We start from the raw sequence: 15,593 nt of genomic DNA on the forward strand, positions 1-15,593 counted from the left end.
TGGCGCTATCAGCCTTTGAGTAGGTTCGCGTCGTCGACCGACGCCGATTTGCGGGTACGGAAAATCGTCATGATGATGGCCAGACCGACGACGACTTCGCAGGCTGCGACCACCATCGTGAAGAACGCGATCATTTGTCCGTCCAGATGCCCGTGCATTCGGGCGAACGTGACAAACGCGAGGTTGACGGCGTTGAGCATCAGCTCGACACACATGAACATGACTATCGCATTGCGGCGCAACAACACCCCGGAGGCGCCAATGGTGAACAGCAGCGCCGAAAGATACAGATAGTTGGCGGGATTCATGACGCACCACCTGTGATGGCCTCGGGCGAAGGCGTCTGGAGTCCATCCGCCCCGCGGGTCTGCAGGATCCCCGGGACCGACAACTCGGAGTAGGAGCCGTCGGGCAGCAGCGCGGCCACATCGACCGCGTTGTGGCGTGCGTAGACGCCGGGGTTCGGCAGCGGTGTGGGGTGACCGCCGGGGCGGAAGCGCTCCTGGGAGAGTTCGCGTTGGGACTTGCGGCGCTCGAAGCGCTCCCGGTGGGCCAGCGCCATCGCGCCGATGGCCGCGGTGATCAGCAGTGCGCTGGTCAACTCGAAGGCCCACAGGTAGCGCGAGAAGATTAGCGCCGCCAAGCCCTCGACGTTGCCGTTGGCGTTGGCGGCCGTCAACCCCGCGAAGCCTCCGGCCGCCACATTGCCGATGGCGGCGATCAACAGGACACCGAATCCGACCCCGATCACCAGCGCGGCGACCCGCTGCCCGCGCAGCGTCTCTTTGAGCGACTCCGCGGAGTCCACACCGATGAGCATCAGCACGAACAAGAACAGCATCATCACCGCGCCGGTGTAGACGACGACCTGGACCACCCCCAGGAACAGCGCGTCCTGGATCATGTAGAACACGGCCAAAATGATTATCGTCATCGCCAAGAACATCGCCGAGTACACGGCATTGACGGCCATCACCACCCCGAGCGCGCCGACCAGCGCCAGCGCACCCAGAATCCAGAAGGTCACCGCCTCACCGGTCGAGGTAACGGTGATGGTGTCCGCGGCCAGACTGGAAGCCAGGGTCGAAGTCACCGCGACTCTCCGGTTTTCTGTGTTTCGCGCAAGCCTTCGGCGGTCACGTTGCCCAGGTAGTAGTCCTTGTCGGTGGCGCCGGCAGCCCTGGGATGCGGCGGCGCGGTCATCTCGGGCTGCAGCGGGGCCAGCAGCCGGTCCTTCTCATAGATCAGGTCGGCACGGTTGTCGTCGGCCAACTCGTAGTCATTGGTCATGGTCAGCGCCCGGGTCGGACAAGCCTCGATGCACAGACCGCAACCGATGCAGCGCAGGTAGTTGATCTGATACACCCGGCCGTAGCGTTCACCCGGGGAAAACCGTTGCTCGTCGGTGTTGTCCGCGCCCTCGACGTAGATCGCGTCAGCCGGGCAGGCCCAGGCGCACAACTCGCAACCGATACATTTCTCCAGGCCGTCGGGGTAGCGGTTGAGCTGATGGCGGCCGTGATACCGGGGAGCTACCGGACCCGGCTTCTCCGGGTACTCCTCGGTGACCGTCTTTTTGAACATCGACCCGAAGGTCACGCCGAATCCGGCAATGGAGTCCAGGAATTTAGCCACGGGCGTTCTCCTTGCTCGCACCAACTGGCTGAGCCAGCGGCTTCATGGGCAGCGGCGGCGTCGGGAACAGCGGTTCCAAGGCGCCTTGCTCGTCGGGGCCGGCGGCCGGCTGTTTGCCGCGCCGCCGGGCCTTTGTCACGGCGTTGGGCGTGCTGAACGGTTTTCGTAGCGACATCACCAGGATTGCGGCCACGACGATGCTGCTGACCACCAGCGCCGGTGTCCAGTATTGGTAGCCCTGGTTGCGCAGGGTCCGGATCACCGCCGCGATCAGCACCCACACCAGCGAGACGGGAATCAGCAGCTTCCAGCCCAGCGCCATGAACTGGTCGTAGCGCAGCCGAGGGAGCGTGGCGCGCAGCCAGAAGTACATGAACAAAAATCCCCACACCTTGGCGGTGAACCAAAGCACCGGCCACCAGCCCGCGTTGGCCCCGTGCCACAGGTTCAACGGCCATGGCGCGTGCCAGCCGCCCAGGAACAACGTGGCCGCCAGCGCCGAAACCGTTGTCATGTTGACGTATTCGGCGAGCATGAACATCGCGAACTTCAGCGACGAGTACTCGGTGTGGAAACCGGCCACCAGCTCACCCTCGGCCTCGGGCAGGTCGAAGGGGGCCCGGTTGGTCTCGCCCACCATCGAGATGAGGTAGATCACGAACGACGGTAGCAGCAGGAAGATGTACCAGACGCGATCCTGTGCGGCGATGATCTGCGAGGTCGACATGCTGCCGGCATAGAGGAACACGGCCGCGAACGACAGCCCCATGGCCACCTCGTAGGAGATGACCTGTGCGGTCGAACGCACCCCACCCAGCAGCGGGTAGGTGGATCCGGATGCCCAGCCGCCGAGCACGATGCCGTACACCCCGATCGCCGACAGGCCCAGGATGAACAGCACCGCCACCGGCAGATCGGTCAACTGCAGCGGCGTGCGATGCCCGAACACCGACACCACCGGACCGAACGGGATGAACGCGAACGCGGTGAACGCGGGAATCACCGAGATGATCGGGGCGACAAAGTAAACGAATCGATCGATGCCGCCGGGGGTGATGCTCTCTTTGAGCGCCAGCTTGATTCCGTCGGCCAGGCTTTGCAGCGAGCCCTTGGGCCCCACCCGGTTTGGGCCGGGGCGCAATTGCATCCGGCCCAGCAACTTGCGTTCGGCCAAGATCGCCACCAGCACCGTCAGCATGAGAAACACGAAGATGGCGATCGCCTTGGCGACGACCAGCCACCAGACGTCATGTCCGAAATCGGTCATGGGCGCCACTCCTGTTCATCGCTTCGCTCTGCATCGTCGCTGGTGCGGGCCATGAGCCGGCGCCGATTCGTACGACGCTGCCGATCCCCGCGCCCAGCTGGCGATACACCGCCGAACCAGGCGAGTTGAGGGGCAGCCACACCACCCGTTCGGGCATGTCAGTGATGTTCAGCGGCAAGGTGATCGAGCCACGTGACGAGCTGACGGTCACCGCGTCGCCGTCGGCGGCGCCGATCTCGGCGGCAGTTTCTGCCGCCAGACGCACCACCGGTGGGCGTGCGGTGCCGGACAGATGGGGTTCGCCGTCCTGCAACCGCCCCGCGTCGAGCAGCATCCGCCAGCCCGTCAGGATGGCCTCACCCGCCGCGGGTTGGGCCGCACCGGCGGCAGTGACATGGGGGCTGGCGGCGTGCTTGCCATCCCAGTTGCCCAGCGCCGCGAGCTCTTCGCGCGCCGACTCGACCGACGACATCCCTAGATAGACGCCCATCTCATCGGCCAGCGCGTCGAGGACCCGGTGATCTGACTGGCCGGCTTGCTGGGTGCTGCCCCGCAGCGACGGTTCGAATTCCCGGTAGCGGCCCTCCCAGTTGACGAACGCTCCGGACTTCTGCGTGGTCGGCGCGACCGGGAACACCACGTCGGCGCGCTCGGTGACGGGGCTGTGCCGCAGTTCCAGGCTGACCACGAACCCGGCGGCGTCCAGCGCGGCCAGCACCGCGTCAGGGTCCGCGAAGTCGTCGGGCTCCAAGCCTCCCACCAGGAGGGCGTCCAGGTCCCCGTCGGTGGCGGCGGCCAGGATGCCGGCCGCGTCACGTCCAGGGGCGGTCGGCAAGTCGGAAACGTGCCACGCCGCACGAACCTGCGAGCGGGCGGTGTCATCGGCCAGCGGACGGCCGCCGGGCAGCAGCGTGGGCAGCGCGCCGGCTTCCAGCGCGCCACGTTCCCCGGCCCGCCGTGGTACCCAGGCCAGCCGGGCGCCGGTGCTGTCGGCCAACCGTGCCGCGGCGGACAATCCACCGGGCACCGTGGCCATGCGCTCGCCGACCATGATGACCGCGCCCGGCGTCGCCAGCAGGTCACCTAGCTCGCCGGTGGCCAGGGCGTCCAGCGCCGCGGGCTCGGCGCCGGGAGTGGTCTTGATCAGCCGGCCCGACATCTTCTGCAGGCCGCGGGTGGCGAACGGGGCGAGAGCGTAAACGGGAAGACCGTTTTTGCGCGCCGCCTTACGCAGCCGCAAGAACACGATCGGCGACTCGTCTTCCGGCTCGAACCCGACCAGCAACACCACCGGCGCGGATTCCAGGTCGGCGTAGCTGACGGTTACCGGCCGTCCCGCGATACGTGCGGCCAGGAAGTCGGCCTCCTCGGCCGAGTGCGGCCGGGCCCGGAAGTCGATGTCATTGCTGTCCAGGGTGATTCGCGCGAACTTGGCGTAGGCGTAGGCATCCTCCCAGGTGGCCCGGCCGCCGACCAGCACACCGGTGCGGCCGCGGGCTTCCTGCAGGCCCCGGGCCGCTGCCACGATGGCGTGCGACCACGATGCCGGGACCAGGTTGCCGTCGGTGTCGCGGATCAGGGGAGTGGTGATGACGTCCGGCTGGGTCGCGTAGGTGAACGCCCAGCGGCCCTTGTCGCAGTTCCACTCTTCGTTGACTTCAGGGTCATCACCGGCGAGCCGGCGCAGCACTTCGCCGCGGCGATGGTCGGTGCGTTGCGCACACCCCGATGCGCAGTGCTCGCAGACGCTGGGGCTCGAGACCAGATCGAATGGGCGCGCCCGGAACCGGTAGGCGGTCCCGGTCAGCGCACCCACCGGGCAGATCTGCACGGTGTTGCCCGAGAAGTAGGAGTCGAACGGTTCGTCGGCATAGATGCCGACTTGCTGCAGGGCGCCGCGCTCCTGCATGTCGATGAACGGGTCCCCGGCAATCTGGTTGGAGAACCGGGTGCACCGGGCGCACAGGATGCAGCGTTCGCGGTCCAGCAACACCTGCGCGGAGATGTTGATCGGCTTGGCGAAGGTGCGCTTGACGTCGGTGAACCGCGACTCGGGCTGCCCGTTGGACATGGCCTGGTTCTGCAGCGGGCATTCACCACCCTTGTCGCACATCGGGCAGTCCAAGGGGTGGTTGATCAGCAGCAATTCCATCACGCCGTGCTGTGCCTTGTCGGCGGCCTCGGACGTGAGCTGGGTGCGAACCACCATGTCGTCGGTGGCGACGGTGGTGCACGACGCCAACGGCTTGCGCTGCCCCTCCACCTCGACCAGGCATTGCCGACACGCGCCGACCGGCTCGAGCAGCGGGTGATCACAGAACCGTGGGATCTGTATACCCATGAGCTCGGCGGCCCGAATAACCAAAGTTCCTTTGGGAACGCTGATTTCGGCACCGTCGATAGTCAGCGTCACCAGCTCCGGCTGGCTCACCCCGTCGCCGGTCTTGGTATTGGCCGCACTTGTCATTGTGGCCCAGTCCCTTTCGCGGTATTCCGGCCTGCTGTGAGCATGGAGTCCCGGGGATCGAAGGGGCAACCGCCCTGTTCGACGTGGGCGATGTACTCGTCTTGGAAGTGCTTGATCGAGGACATCGCCGGGCTGGCAGCTCCGTCACCCAGGGCGCAGAACGACTTTCCCAAGATGGAATCCGAGATGTCGAGCAACTTGTCGATATCCTCGCGGGTGCCCTTGCCCGTTTCGAGGCGCGCGTAGATCTTGTCCAGCCAGAACGTGCCTTCTCGGCACGGGGTGCATTTGCCGCATGATTCGTGCTTGTAGAACTCGGTCCAGCGCCGCACCGCACGGACCACACAGGTGGTCTCGTCGAAGATCTCCAACGCTTTGGTGCCCAGCATGGACCCCACGCCGCCGACGCCCTCGTAGTCCAGCGGCACATCGAGGTGCTCGTCGGTGAGCAATGGGGTCGACGATCCGCCCGGCGTCCAGAACTTCAGTTGGTGCCCGGCCCGTATCCCGCCGGCGTAGTCGAGCAATTCGCGCAGGGTAATCCCCAGCGGGGCCTCGTACTGTCCGGGCCGGGTGACATGGCCGGACAGCGAATACAGGGTGAAGCCGGGCGACTTCTCGCTGCCCATCGAGCGGAACCAGTCGACGCCGTTGAGGATGATGGACGGGACGCTGGCGATCGTTTCGACGTTGTTGATCACCGTCGGGCAGCCGTAGAGCCCGGCAACCGCGGGGAAGGGGGGCCGCAGGCGTGGCTGACCGCGCCGGCCCTCGAGCGAATCCAGCAGCGCGGTCTCCTCGCCGCAGATGTAGGCACCCGCGCCGGCGTGGACCACCAGTTCCAGATCGAATCCGGAGCCATTGATGTTGCGGCCCAACAGGCCCGCGGCGTATGCCTCGGCCACCGCGTTCTGCAGGCGGCGCAACACCGGCAGCACCTCGCCACGCACGTAGATGAACGCGTGGCTGGCCCGGATCGCGTAGGCGGCGATGATGACGCCCTCGACGAGCACGTGCGGTGTGGCCAGCATCAGCGGAATGTCTTTGCACGTGCCGGGTTCGGACTCGTCGGCGTTGACCACCAAATAGTGGGGCTTGGCCGCGGGACCGGCATCGCCCTGCGGAATGAACGACCACTTGGTGCCGGTGGAGAAGCCGGCGCCGCCGCGTCCGCGCAGACCCGAGTCCTTCACCGTTCCGATCACCGCGTCGGGCCCCATGGCCAGGGCCTTCTCCAACGCCCGGTACCCGTCGTGGCGACGGTAGGTGGCCAGCGTCCACGACTCGGGGTCGTCCCAGTAACGACTGATGACCGGCGTCAAAGGTGTTGCCTGGGAAGTCATCACTGCCCTCCAGGTGCCGGCGGTGCCTGCATGTCGTTGTCTTGCGCCACCCGCAGTCCGGCTAATGTCGCGGCACCCGCACCGCCCTGGCCCTGGTCGGGCCGGGTGTCGGGCAAGCCGGCCAGAATGCGCGATGTCTGGCGGAAGCCGCACAGCGGAGCGCCCCGGGTAGGCGCGATCGGTTCGCCCGAGCGCAGCGAGTCAACGAGTTCGCGCGCCGATTCCGGTGTCTGGTTGTCAAAGAATTCCCAGTTGACCATCACCACCGGCGCGTAGTCGCAGGCCGCGTTGCATTCGATGTGCCCCAAGGTGACCGAGCCATCGGAGGTGGTCTCGTCGTTGCCGACGCCGAGGTGGTCTTTGAGGGTCTCAAAGATTGCGTCGCCGCCCATCACCGCGCACAGGGTGTTGGTGCAGACGCCGACCAGGTATTCGCCGGTCGGCCCACGGCGATACATGGTGTAGAAGCTGGCCACCGCCGAAACCTCGGCTCCGGTCAGGCCCAACTGATTTGCGCAGAACTGCAGGCCCGCGGGGGTCAGGTAGGAGTCCTCGCCCTGCACCAGGTGCAGCAACGGCAGCAGCGCGGAGCGCTGGTCGGGATAGCGGCCGATGATCTCCTTGGCTTCGATCTCCAGCCGTGCCAGCGCATCCGGCGGGTAGGCCTGCGGGGCGCCCTCAACCGTGAATTGGTTGGGCTCCTCGGGTGGCGGTCCGAGCCGGACGAATACCGGCTGACTCTGTGGCGCGTTCACCGATCCACCCCTCCCATCACGGGATCGATGCTGGCGACCGCGGTAATCAAGTCGGCAACCATCCCGCCTTCGGACATTGCTGCAACCGCTTGCAGGTTGGTGAATGAGGGGTCGCGGTAGTGCACGCGGTAGGGGCGGGTGCCGCCATCGCTGACCATGTGCACGCCGAGCTCGCCGCGCGGTGATTCCACGGCCACATACACCTGACCGGCCGGCACCCGGATCCCCTCGGTGACCAGCTTGAAGTGGTGGATCAGGGCTTCCATCGAACTACCCATGATCTTGGCGATGTGTTCGGGTGAGTTGCCCATGCCGTCGGGCCCCATCTTCAAATCGGCCGGCCACGCCAGTTTGCGGTCCTCGATCATGGTCGGCCCGGGCCGCAGCCTGTCCAGACACTGCTCGACGATCTTGATCGATTCCCACATCTCTTTGACACGAATCATGTAGCGGCCGTAGGCATCGCAACCGTCAGCGGTGATCACGTCGAACTCGTAGTTCTCATAGCCGCAATAGGGCTCGCTCTTGCGCAGATCGTGGGGCAGCCCCGTGGATCGCAGGATCGGGCCGGTGATGCCCAGGGCCATGCATCCGGCCAGATCCAGGTAGCCGACGTCCTGGGTGCGCGCCTTCCAGATGGCGTTTTCGTTGAGCAGATCCCCCATCTCGCGCAGCGGCTGGCGAAGATCTGCAATGGCTTTGGCGATCTCGGTAGGCCCATCCGGTGGCAGGTTCTGTGCCACACCGCCGGGCCGGATGTAGGCGCTGTTCATCCGCAGGCCGGTGATCGACTCGAACAGGCTGAGAATGATCTCGCGGGCCCGGAAACCGACGAACATCGGTGTCATGGCACCCAATTCCATGCCGCCGGTGGCCAATGCGACCAAGTGCGAGGAGATCCGGTTGAGCTCCATCATCATCACCCGGATGACGTTGACCCGCTCGGGAATCTCGTCGGTGATGCCCAGGAGTTTCTCGACACCCAGACAGTAGGCGGTCTCGTTGAAGAACGGCGACAGGTAGTCCATCCGGGTCACGAAGGTGACGCCCTGAGTCCAGTACCGGTATTCGAGGTTCTTCTCGATTCCGGTGTGCAGGTAGCCGATTCCGCACCGGACCTCGGTGACGGTTTCACCCTCGATCTCGAGGATCAGCCGAAGCACCCCATGGGTGGAAGGGTGCTGGGGCCCCATGTTGACGACGATGCGTTCCCCGGGGTCGGCGCCGCGGGCGGCCTCGACGATCTCGTTCCAGTCCTGTCCGCCCGCGACCAGCACGGTTTCGGTGTCGGTCATTTCTCTTCTTGTTTCGTCATCAGTTGTAACCCCTTCGCTCGTCGGGCGGGGGTATCTGCGCGCCCTTGTATTCGACCGGGATGCCGCCGAGTGGATAGTCCTTGCGCTGTGGGTGCCCCTGCCAGTCGTCAGGCATCTCGATTCGCGTCAGCGAGGGATGCCCGTCGAAGATGATGCCGAAGAAGTCGTATGTCTCGCGCTCGTGCCAATCGTTGGTCGGGTAGACGGCGTATAGCGACGGGATATGCGGATCGCTGTCGGGGGCAGACACTTCCAGCCGCAGGCGACGGTTGTGGGTGATCGATTGCAGCGGGTAAACCGCGTGTAGTTCGCGGCCGGTCTCATGCGGGTAGTGCACCCCGTTGACTCCCAGGCACAGCTCAAAGCGCAATTCCGGCTCGTCGCGGAGGGACTGTGCGACTCGCAGTAGGGCCTCGCGGCGAACGTGCAGGGTCAACTCGTTGCGATAGACCACGACTTTCTCTATGGCATCCTCGAATTCGACGCCGTCGCGGTTCAGCGCCTCGGCCAGGCGATCGGCGATCTCGTCGAAGTAGAAGCCGTACGGGCGGGGGCTACTACCCGGCAGCACGATCTCGCGCACCAGTCGCCCGTATCCGGAGGTGTCGCCGGTGCCTTTGACGCCGAACATGCCGCGACGCACGTCGACCACTTCTTCATTGGAGGAGCCGGTTTGGCCCGCTGCGTCTGATGGGTTCTGGTCTGGCGAGCTCATCGCAGCAATCCACGCATCTCGATAGTGGGCCTGGCCAACATCGCCGCCTCTTCGGCTTCGGCGATGGCGCGTTCCCGGTTGACGCCCAGCGGCATTTCCTGAATCTTCTCGTGCAGCTTGAGGATTGCGTGCAACAGCATTTCCGGACGGGGTGGACAGCCGGGCAGGTAGATGTCGACCGGAACAACGTGGTCCACGCCTTGCACGATCGCGTAGTTGTTGAACATCCCGCCCGACGATGCGCACACGCCCATGGCCAGAACCCATTTCGGCTCGGCCATCTGGTCGTAGATCTGGCGCAGCACCGGCGCCATCTTCTGGCTGACCCGCCCCGCCACAATCATCAGGTCCGCTTGGCGTGGCGTCGCCGAAAACCGCTCCATCCCAAACCGGGCGATGTCGAACCTCGGCCCCGCGGTTGCCATCATCTCGATTGCGCAGCATGCCAGCCCGAACGTTGCCGGCCACAGTGAGTTCTTGCGGACATAGCCCGCTACTTTCTCGACTGTCGACAACAGGATTCCGCCGGGTAGCTGTTCTTCCAGTCCCACGACCTACCTCAATCCCACGTCAGGCCCCCGCGGCGCCACACGTATGCGTACGCCACGAACACCGTGAGCATGAATATCGCCATCTCAACTAGAGCAAACGTCCCCAGTACATCGAAGCTGACTGCCCATGGATAGAGGAACACGATTTCGATGTCGAAGACGATAAACAACATTGCGGTCAGGTAATACTTCATCGGGAACCGCTGCCCGCTCGCTGTTCCGCGGCCGCTGGCCCCGGCTTGCGCCTCGGTGGGTTCGATTCCGCATTCGTAGGCGGCAAGTTTCGACCGGTTGAAGCGGGTCGGTCCGACCAGGCTTGCGATCACAACCGAGACCACGGCGAAGCCGGCGGCGAGCGTCGCCAGTACCAGGATGGGTATGTAAGCGTTCAAGTCGCTCCATGATCCGTCGTACGGGCCGCCAGCACGGCGGCCGGGCGGCTGACTGGGCTGCTGTGACGGACCGGGCGTGTGGGCCGTCACAGTGACCTTCAACATAGTCGCGCTTCGGCGGGGCTACCTGCCGGGGGGTCAACCTGGTGGACATCCCCAGGATGCGCGGCCGCGTCGCGCCTGGCTTGCTGGTCACGGTGATGAGCGGCCAGGGTCAGCGCGGGGTCGCGGCATCGGCGATTGCCGCCGATTGACGTAGCTGGTTGCCGTCGAGTGCCGGTGCGGATTCCTATGAAAGTCAGGTAAACCGTCGGATAACTGGCACCACTTGTTGCTAATGTTTGCTGCTGGCGGGTTGTCGCTGGGGAGTTCGCGAAAGGCAGTGCAATACTGCCCCGCGATCTGGGAGGATTGATGCCGTGAGTTTCTTTGTGCTGCCACCGGAGATCAATTCTCAGCGAATGTTTATTGGTGCTGGCACAGCGCCGATGCTGGAGGCGGCCGCGGCCTGGCAGGGGCTTGCCGAGGAGCTGAGCACCGCGGCGCAATCGTTTGCTTCGGTGACCGCAGGGTTGGCGGGTCAGGCCTGGCAGGGTTCGGCGGCGATGGCGATGGCCTCGGCGGCGGCGCCGTACGCGGGCTGGTTGGCCGCGGCCGCGGCGCAATCGGCTGGAGCGGCGGGCAACGCCCGGGCCGTGGCAAGCATGTTCGAGGCGGCGCAGGCCGCAACGGTGCTTCCGACATCGATATCGGCCAACCGCAATGCATTCGTGCAGCTGGTGATGTCGAATCTGTTCGGTCAGAACGCACCGGCGATAGCGGCTGCCGAGTCCATCTACGAAGAGATGTGGGCCGCCGACGTTGCGGCGATGTCCGGGTACTACTCCGGGGTGTCGGCGGTGGCGGCGTAAGTGGTGCCGTGGCAATCCGTGCTGAAGGGCTTGCCGGGGCTTGCCTCCGGCCTGGCGGGCGGTGCCGGTGCCGGTAGTGGCTTTGCCGGCGGGTCCGGGATGGTGGGCGGCGCCGCTGGGAGCCCTGGGAGCCAAGGTGGCGCGGGTGCGGGCAGCGACACCGCCGGCGCCAATGCTGGTGGTGACGCCAGCTCCAGCGTTGTTGCTGGTGGCGGTGCCGGAGGTGCCGGTTTGGTTGGTGCGGGCGGTTACGCCAGTGGTGGGGGCGGCGCAGATTCCGGTGCCATGGGGGCCCCGGGCGGTGCCGTCGATGGCGCGAGTAGCGGTGTCGGCGGTGGCGGTGGCGGAATGGCCGCCAGTGCCGGCGCGGCGACTCCCGGGATGGGAGCCATGGCCATGCCGATCGCTGGCATGGCTGCCGCCCGCGCCGCGATGGCGGCCGGTGGTGGTCAATCCGGGCCGGTGAACGCCGGCCCGCCGGTCCGAGAGACCGCCCCCGCGGCTCCAGAACCCGAGGCAGCGGCTCCGGCGCCGGAGGAAGTCGAAGCGCCGGTACCGCAAATGGCGGTTTTGCCGACGGCGGATCCCGGCATTGCCGCGGCGGCCGCACCGGGATCGAAGCCTCAGGCAACGCGGGCCACCGGTACTACCGGAATTCCCGCGTCGCCGCTGCGTTCTTCGCCGGCCGGAACGGAATCGAAGCGGTCGGCGCCAACGCAGGATCAACAAGATGGTGCCGAACAGACAGCTGCCGAGGACACCGTGGTGCCGTTGCGGCCGGAGGCGGTGGCCGGGGAATTGCCAGGGCTCCGGCGTTGTTGATTAGCAGGCTTGTGAGCTGGGTTGATGATCTTTGGTGCCGCGCTATTGGGGCCGGAGTGTAGGCACGGGCTATCTGGAGAACGATCGAGTTGGTTACTGTTCGTCGTTGGTCTGGAGTTGCCCGTGCCTACCGTTTCAGTATTGCCTGTGTCGTCGGTTCCAGAGGTGTTCGACTGCTGGAGTCCTGGTGAGCGCAGCGAGCTCATCGGATCGGAGTTTCTCGATGTGTTGGCCTCGGTGCCAGACCCGAGGGGCCCACGCGGTCGGAGGTATTCGCTGATGGCTTTGTTGGCGATCGCGGTTCTGGCCACTGCCGCGGGGATGCGCGGCTATGCTGGTTTTGCCACATGGGCGGCCACCGCTCCCGATGATGTGTTGGCCCAATTAGGGGTCCGGTTCCGGCGGCCCAGTGAGAAGACCTTCCGCGCTGTTTTGTCTCGGCTAGACCCCGCCGACCTCAACGCCAGGATGGGCAGTTACTTCACTGCACACGTGGCCAGCAGCGACCCCAGTGGATTGGTGCCGATCGCGTTGGACGGCAAGATGCTGCGTGGTGCTTTACGCGCCAAAGCGACAGCCACGCATCTCGTGTCGGTGTTCGCCCACCGTGCCCGATTGGTGCTCGGTCAACTCGCTGTCGCCGAGAAAAGCAATGAAATTCCCTGCGTACGTGCCCTGCTCACGCTGCTGCCGGGTAGCTTGCGGTGGCTGGTCACCGTGGATGCGATGCATACCCAGGTCGTCACCGCGAAGTTGATCTGCGCCACCTTGAAGTCGCACTACCTGATGATCGTCAAGTCCAACCAAGCCAAAATATTTGCGCGTATCACCGCGCTGCCCTGGGCCGAGGTGCCCGCAGCCGCTACCGACGACTCCCGCGGCCACGGCCGTGTCGAGACCCGCACCCCGCAAATCATCACCGCTGCACGAGGAATCGGCTTCCCCTACGCAAAACAAATCATCCGGATCACTCGTGAACGCTTGATCACCGCCACCGACCAGCGCAGCGTGGAGGTGGTCTATGCCATTTGCAGCCTGCCGTTCGAGCACGCCCGCCCTACCGCGATCATGACCTGGATGCGTCAACACTGGGGAATCGAGAACAGCCTGCACTGGATACGCGACGTCACCTTCGACGAAGACCGTCAAAGGGCACATACCGGAAACGGCGCACAGGTCCTAGCAACGCTACGCAACACCGCGATCAATCTGCACCGCCTCAACGGCGCCGACAACATCGCCGAAGCAGGGCTCCGGCGTTGTTGATTAGCAGGCTTGTGAGCTGGGTTGATGATCTTTGGTGCCGCGCTATTGGGGCCGGAGTGTAGGCACGGGCTATCTGGAGAACGATCGAGTTGGTTACTGTTCGTCGTTGGTCTGGAGTTGCCCGTGCCTACCGTTTCAGTATTGCCTGTGTCGTCGGTTCCAGAGGTGTTCGACTGCTGGAGTCCTGGTGAGCGCAGCGAGCTCATCGGATCGGAGTTTCTCGATGTGTTGGCCTCGGTGCCAGACCCGAGGGACCCACGCGGTCGGAGGTATTCGCTGGTGGCTTTGTTGGCGATCGCGGTTCTGGCCACTGCCGCGGGGATGCGCGGCTATGCTGGTTTTGCCACATGGGCGGCCACCGCTCCCGATGATGTGTTGGCCCAATTAGGGGTCCGGTTCCGGCGGCCCAGTGAGAAGACCTTCCGCGCTGTTTTGTCTCGGCTAGACCCCGCCGACCTCAACGCCAGGATGGGCAGTTACTTCACTGCACACGTGGCCAGCAGCGACCCCAGTGGATTGGTGCCGATCGCGTTGGACGGCAAGATGCTGCGTGGTGCTTTACGCGCCAAAGCGACAGCCACGCATCTCGTGTCGGTGTTCGCCCACCGTGCCCGATTGGTGCTCGGTCAACTCGCTGTCGCCGAGAAAAGCAATGAAATTCCCTGCGCACGTGCCCTGCTCACGCTGCTGCCGGGTAGCTTGCGGTGGCTGGTCACCGTGGATGCGATGCATACCCAGGTCGTCACCGCGAAGTTGATCTGCGCCACCTTGAAGTCGCACTACCTGATGATCGTCAAGTCCAACCAAGCCAAAATATTTGCGCGTATCACCGCGCTGCCCTGGGCCGAGGTGCCCGCAGCCGCTACCGACGACTCCCGCGGCCACGGCCGTGTCGAGACCCGCACCCTGCAAATCATCACCGCTGCACGAGGAATCGGCTTCCCCTACGCAAAACAAATCATCCGGATCACTCGTGAACGCTTGATCACCGCCACCGACCAGCGCAGCGTGGAGGTGGTCTATGCCATCTGCAGCCTGCCGTTCGAGCACGCCCGCCCTACCGCGATCATGACCTGGATGCGTCAACACTGGGGAATCGAGAACAGCCTGCACTGGATACGCGACGTCACCTTCGACGAAGACCGTCAAAGGGCACATACCGGAAACGGCGCACAGGTCCTAGCAACGCTACGCAACACCGCGATCAATCTGCACCGCCTCAACGGCGCCGACAACATCGCCGAAGCCTGCCGGATCACCGCTTTGACCGCCAACCGCCGCCTAGACCTCCTCAATCCACAATCCCCCAGCTCACAAGCCTGCTAATCAACAACGCCGGAGCCCTGGCGTTTGAGTTGAGCGTCTGGGACGTAATTCCTTTTGCTGGGTGGGCTGTTGCTGCAATCGCGGCGCCTGGCGAGCGCTGGTAGACCCCGCCGTCGCCGCGGGCTAGTGGCCAACGGGGCAGCCCGGTACACCCCCGAATTCTTGTTCGTCGACCTGATAGACCCCTGCGTGGTGCGCAACCTCGTTGCGCCGGCCGAACCCCTGGTGTGACCTTCCACTCGATAGCTGTGTGCAATTTGCACCGCGCGCAACGGTGAATTGAGAACAATTCACCTCGGGCCCGACGGGCGGGTGCATTGTGCACCTTCGGTCCGCACTGTTCGGGGGGAATGTACCTATTCCGGGCGCCGCAAGTTGGCAAGCATTGTCGTCAGTTCGTTACCGCCAACCCCCATCCAGTGGCGGAGGACGGGAGCCAACGCCGGCTCAGCGATAACCCGTACCGCCGGGCCAACACCCGGCTCCACGAGGAGGTAAGCACGTGTCTTCTGTTACGGCTCGACCCGAAGCGTTGGCTGCGGCGGCAGGCACCTTGGGGTCTATCGGAGCGGCATTGAGCGCCGGGAATGCCGCCGCCGCTCCAATGACCGGGGTGTTGCCGCCGGCCGCCGATGAGGTTTCCGAACTGCTTGCGACGCAGTTTGCGACGCATGCGGCGATGTACCAGATGGTGAGCGCGAAGGCGGCCGCGATTCACGAGCATTTCGCGGCCACGTTGGCGACCAGTGCCGCCTCGTACCTGAGCACCGAAACCGCCAACGCCGTGGCATCTCAATAGACCTGACCTGACGACATTCGAGGAGAGG

General features: G+C 65.0%; 13 protein-coding genes and 2 pseudogenes. 4 read left to right on the forward strand and 11 right to left on the reverse strand.

Annotated features, from left to right (window positions below):
- Window positions 1-8: 8 nt before the first annotated feature.
- From nuoK to MPSD_RS07895, 11 genes and pseudogenes are all read right to left on the reverse strand, one after another.
- Window positions 9-308 (reverse strand): NADH-quinone oxidoreductase subunit NuoK, encoded by a 300-nt coding sequence (gene nuoK, locus MPSD_RS07845; RefSeq protein WP_011740432.1) that lies wholly within the window; start codon window positions 306-308, stop codon window positions 9-11.
- Window positions 305-1,081, reverse strand: a complete 777-nt coding sequence (locus MPSD_RS07850) for an NADH-quinone oxidoreductase subunit J (RefSeq protein WP_086085717.1) — start codon at window positions 1,079-1,081, stop codon at window positions 305-307. Before MPSD_RS07850 ends, nuoK begins: the two co-directional genes overlap by 4 nt.
- Window positions 1,082-1,089: 8 nt before the next feature.
- Window positions 1,090-1,653 (reverse strand): annotated as a pseudogene (gene nuoI / locus MPSD_RS07855) (NADH-quinone oxidoreductase subunit NuoI); the annotation flags it as partial.
- A complete protein-coding gene (gene nuoH, locus MPSD_RS07860; RefSeq protein ID WP_011740429.1) occupies window positions 1,628-2,902 on the reverse strand; it encodes an NADH-quinone oxidoreductase subunit NuoH in 1,275 nt (424 codons plus the stop codon). The gene nuoH and the pseudogene nuoI, both read right to left, overlap by 26 nt.
- The gene (locus MPSD_RS07865; protein WP_086085715.1) at window positions 2,883-5,369 is read right to left on the reverse strand and encodes an NADH-quinone oxidoreductase subunit G; all 2,487 of its coding nucleotides are present in this window, start codon (window positions 5,367-5,369) and stop codon (window positions 2,883-2,885) included. The genes nuoH and MPSD_RS07865 overlap by 20 nt, the downstream gene beginning before the upstream one ends.
- Window positions 5,366-6,712 (reverse strand): NADH-quinone oxidoreductase subunit NuoF, encoded by a 1,347-nt coding sequence (nuoF, locus tag MPSD_RS07870; RefSeq protein WP_020788284.1) that lies wholly within the window; start codon window positions 6,710-6,712, stop codon window positions 5,366-5,368. Before nuoF ends, MPSD_RS07865 begins: the two co-directional genes overlap by 4 nt.
- A complete protein-coding gene (gene nuoE, locus MPSD_RS07875; protein ID WP_011740426.1) occupies window positions 6,712-7,467 on the reverse strand; it encodes an NADH-quinone oxidoreductase subunit NuoE in 756 nt (251 codons plus the stop codon). The genes nuoF and nuoE overlap by 1 nt, the downstream gene beginning before the upstream one ends.
- Entirely contained in the window at window positions 7,464-8,762 is a 1,299-nt protein-coding gene (gene nuoD / locus MPSD_RS07880; protein ID WP_020788283.1) for an NADH dehydrogenase (quinone) subunit D, read from the reverse strand. The genes nuoE and nuoD overlap by 4 nt, the downstream gene beginning before the upstream one ends.
- 19 nt (window positions 8,763-8,781) lie before the next feature.
- A complete protein-coding gene (locus tag MPSD_RS07885) occupies window positions 8,782-9,498 on the reverse strand; it encodes an NADH-quinone oxidoreductase subunit C (RefSeq protein ID WP_012393325.1) in 717 nt (238 codons plus the stop codon).
- Entirely contained in the window at window positions 9,495-10,049 is a 555-nt protein-coding gene (locus MPSD_RS07890) for a NuoB/complex I 20 kDa subunit family protein (protein WP_011740423.1), read from the reverse strand. Before MPSD_RS07890 ends, MPSD_RS07885 begins: the two co-directional genes overlap by 4 nt.
- Window positions 10,050-10,057: 8 nt before the next feature.
- The gene (locus tag MPSD_RS07895) at window positions 10,058-10,441 is read right to left on the reverse strand and encodes an NADH-quinone oxidoreductase subunit A (protein WP_020788282.1); all 384 of its coding nucleotides are present in this window, start codon (window positions 10,439-10,441) and stop codon (window positions 10,058-10,060) included.
- Between the two features lie 419 nt (window positions 10,442-10,860).
- On the opposite strand from MPSD_RS07895, the pseudogene MPSD_RS30515 reads away from it, so the two are divergent.
- The 4 genes and pseudogenes from MPSD_RS30515 to MPSD_RS07925 all read left to right on the forward strand — a co-directional run bounded on the left by MPSD_RS30515 (window position 10,861) and on the right by MPSD_RS07925 (window position 15,565).
- Window positions 10,861-12,174: pseudogene (locus MPSD_RS30515) on the forward strand (PPE family protein).
- A gap of 123 nt (window positions 12,175-12,297) precedes the next feature.
- Window positions 12,298-13,440, forward strand: a complete 1,143-nt coding sequence (locus tag MPSD_RS07910; RefSeq protein ID WP_420811885.1) for an ISAs1 family transposase — start codon at window positions 12,298-12,300, stop codon at window positions 13,438-13,440.
- A 123-nt stretch (window positions 13,441-13,563) separates the two neighbouring features.
- Entirely contained in the window at window positions 13,564-14,766 is a 1,203-nt protein-coding gene (locus tag MPSD_RS07920) for an ISAs1-like element IS2404/ISMul1 family transposase (protein WP_420811886.1), read from the forward strand.
- A 502-nt stretch (window positions 14,767-15,268) separates the two neighbouring features.
- Complete coding sequence (locus tag MPSD_RS07925) at window positions 15,269-15,565, forward strand: PE family protein (RefSeq protein ID WP_015356803.1); 297 nt, start codon at window positions 15,269-15,271, stop codon at window positions 15,563-15,565.
- Window positions 15,566-15,593: the final 28 nt, after the last annotated feature.

Origin of the sequence: Mycobacterium pseudoshottsii JCM 15466 (assembly GCF_003584745.1) — a bacterium.
GTDB classification, from domain to species: domain Bacteria; phylum Actinomycetota; class Actinomycetes; order Mycobacteriales; family Mycobacteriaceae; genus Mycobacterium; species Mycobacterium marinum.

Excerpts from the sequence above, each read along its gene's own strand:
- nuoK (WP_011740432.1), bottom strand. The coding sequence starts at position 308 with ATGAATCCCGCCAACTATCTGTATCTTTCGGCGCTGCTGTTCACCATT.
- nuoH (WP_011740429.1), bottom strand. The coding sequence starts at position 2,902 with ATGACCGATTTCGGACATGACGTCTGGTGGCTGGTCGTCGCCAAGGCG.
- MPSD_RS07865 (WP_086085715.1), bottom strand. The coding sequence starts at position 5,369 with ATGACAAGTGCGGCCAATACCAAGACCGGCGACGGGGTGAGCCAGCCG.
- nuoF (WP_020788284.1), bottom strand. The coding sequence starts at position 6,712 with ATGACTTCCCAGGCAACACCTTTGACGCCGGTCATCAGTCGTTACTGG.
- nuoD (WP_020788283.1), bottom strand. The coding sequence starts at position 8,762 with ATGACCGACACCGAAACCGTGCTGGTCGCGGGCGGACAGGACTGGAAC.
- MPSD_RS07885 (WP_012393325.1), bottom strand. The coding sequence starts at position 9,498 with ATGAGCTCGCCAGACCAGAACCCATCAGACGCAGCGGGCCAAACCGGC.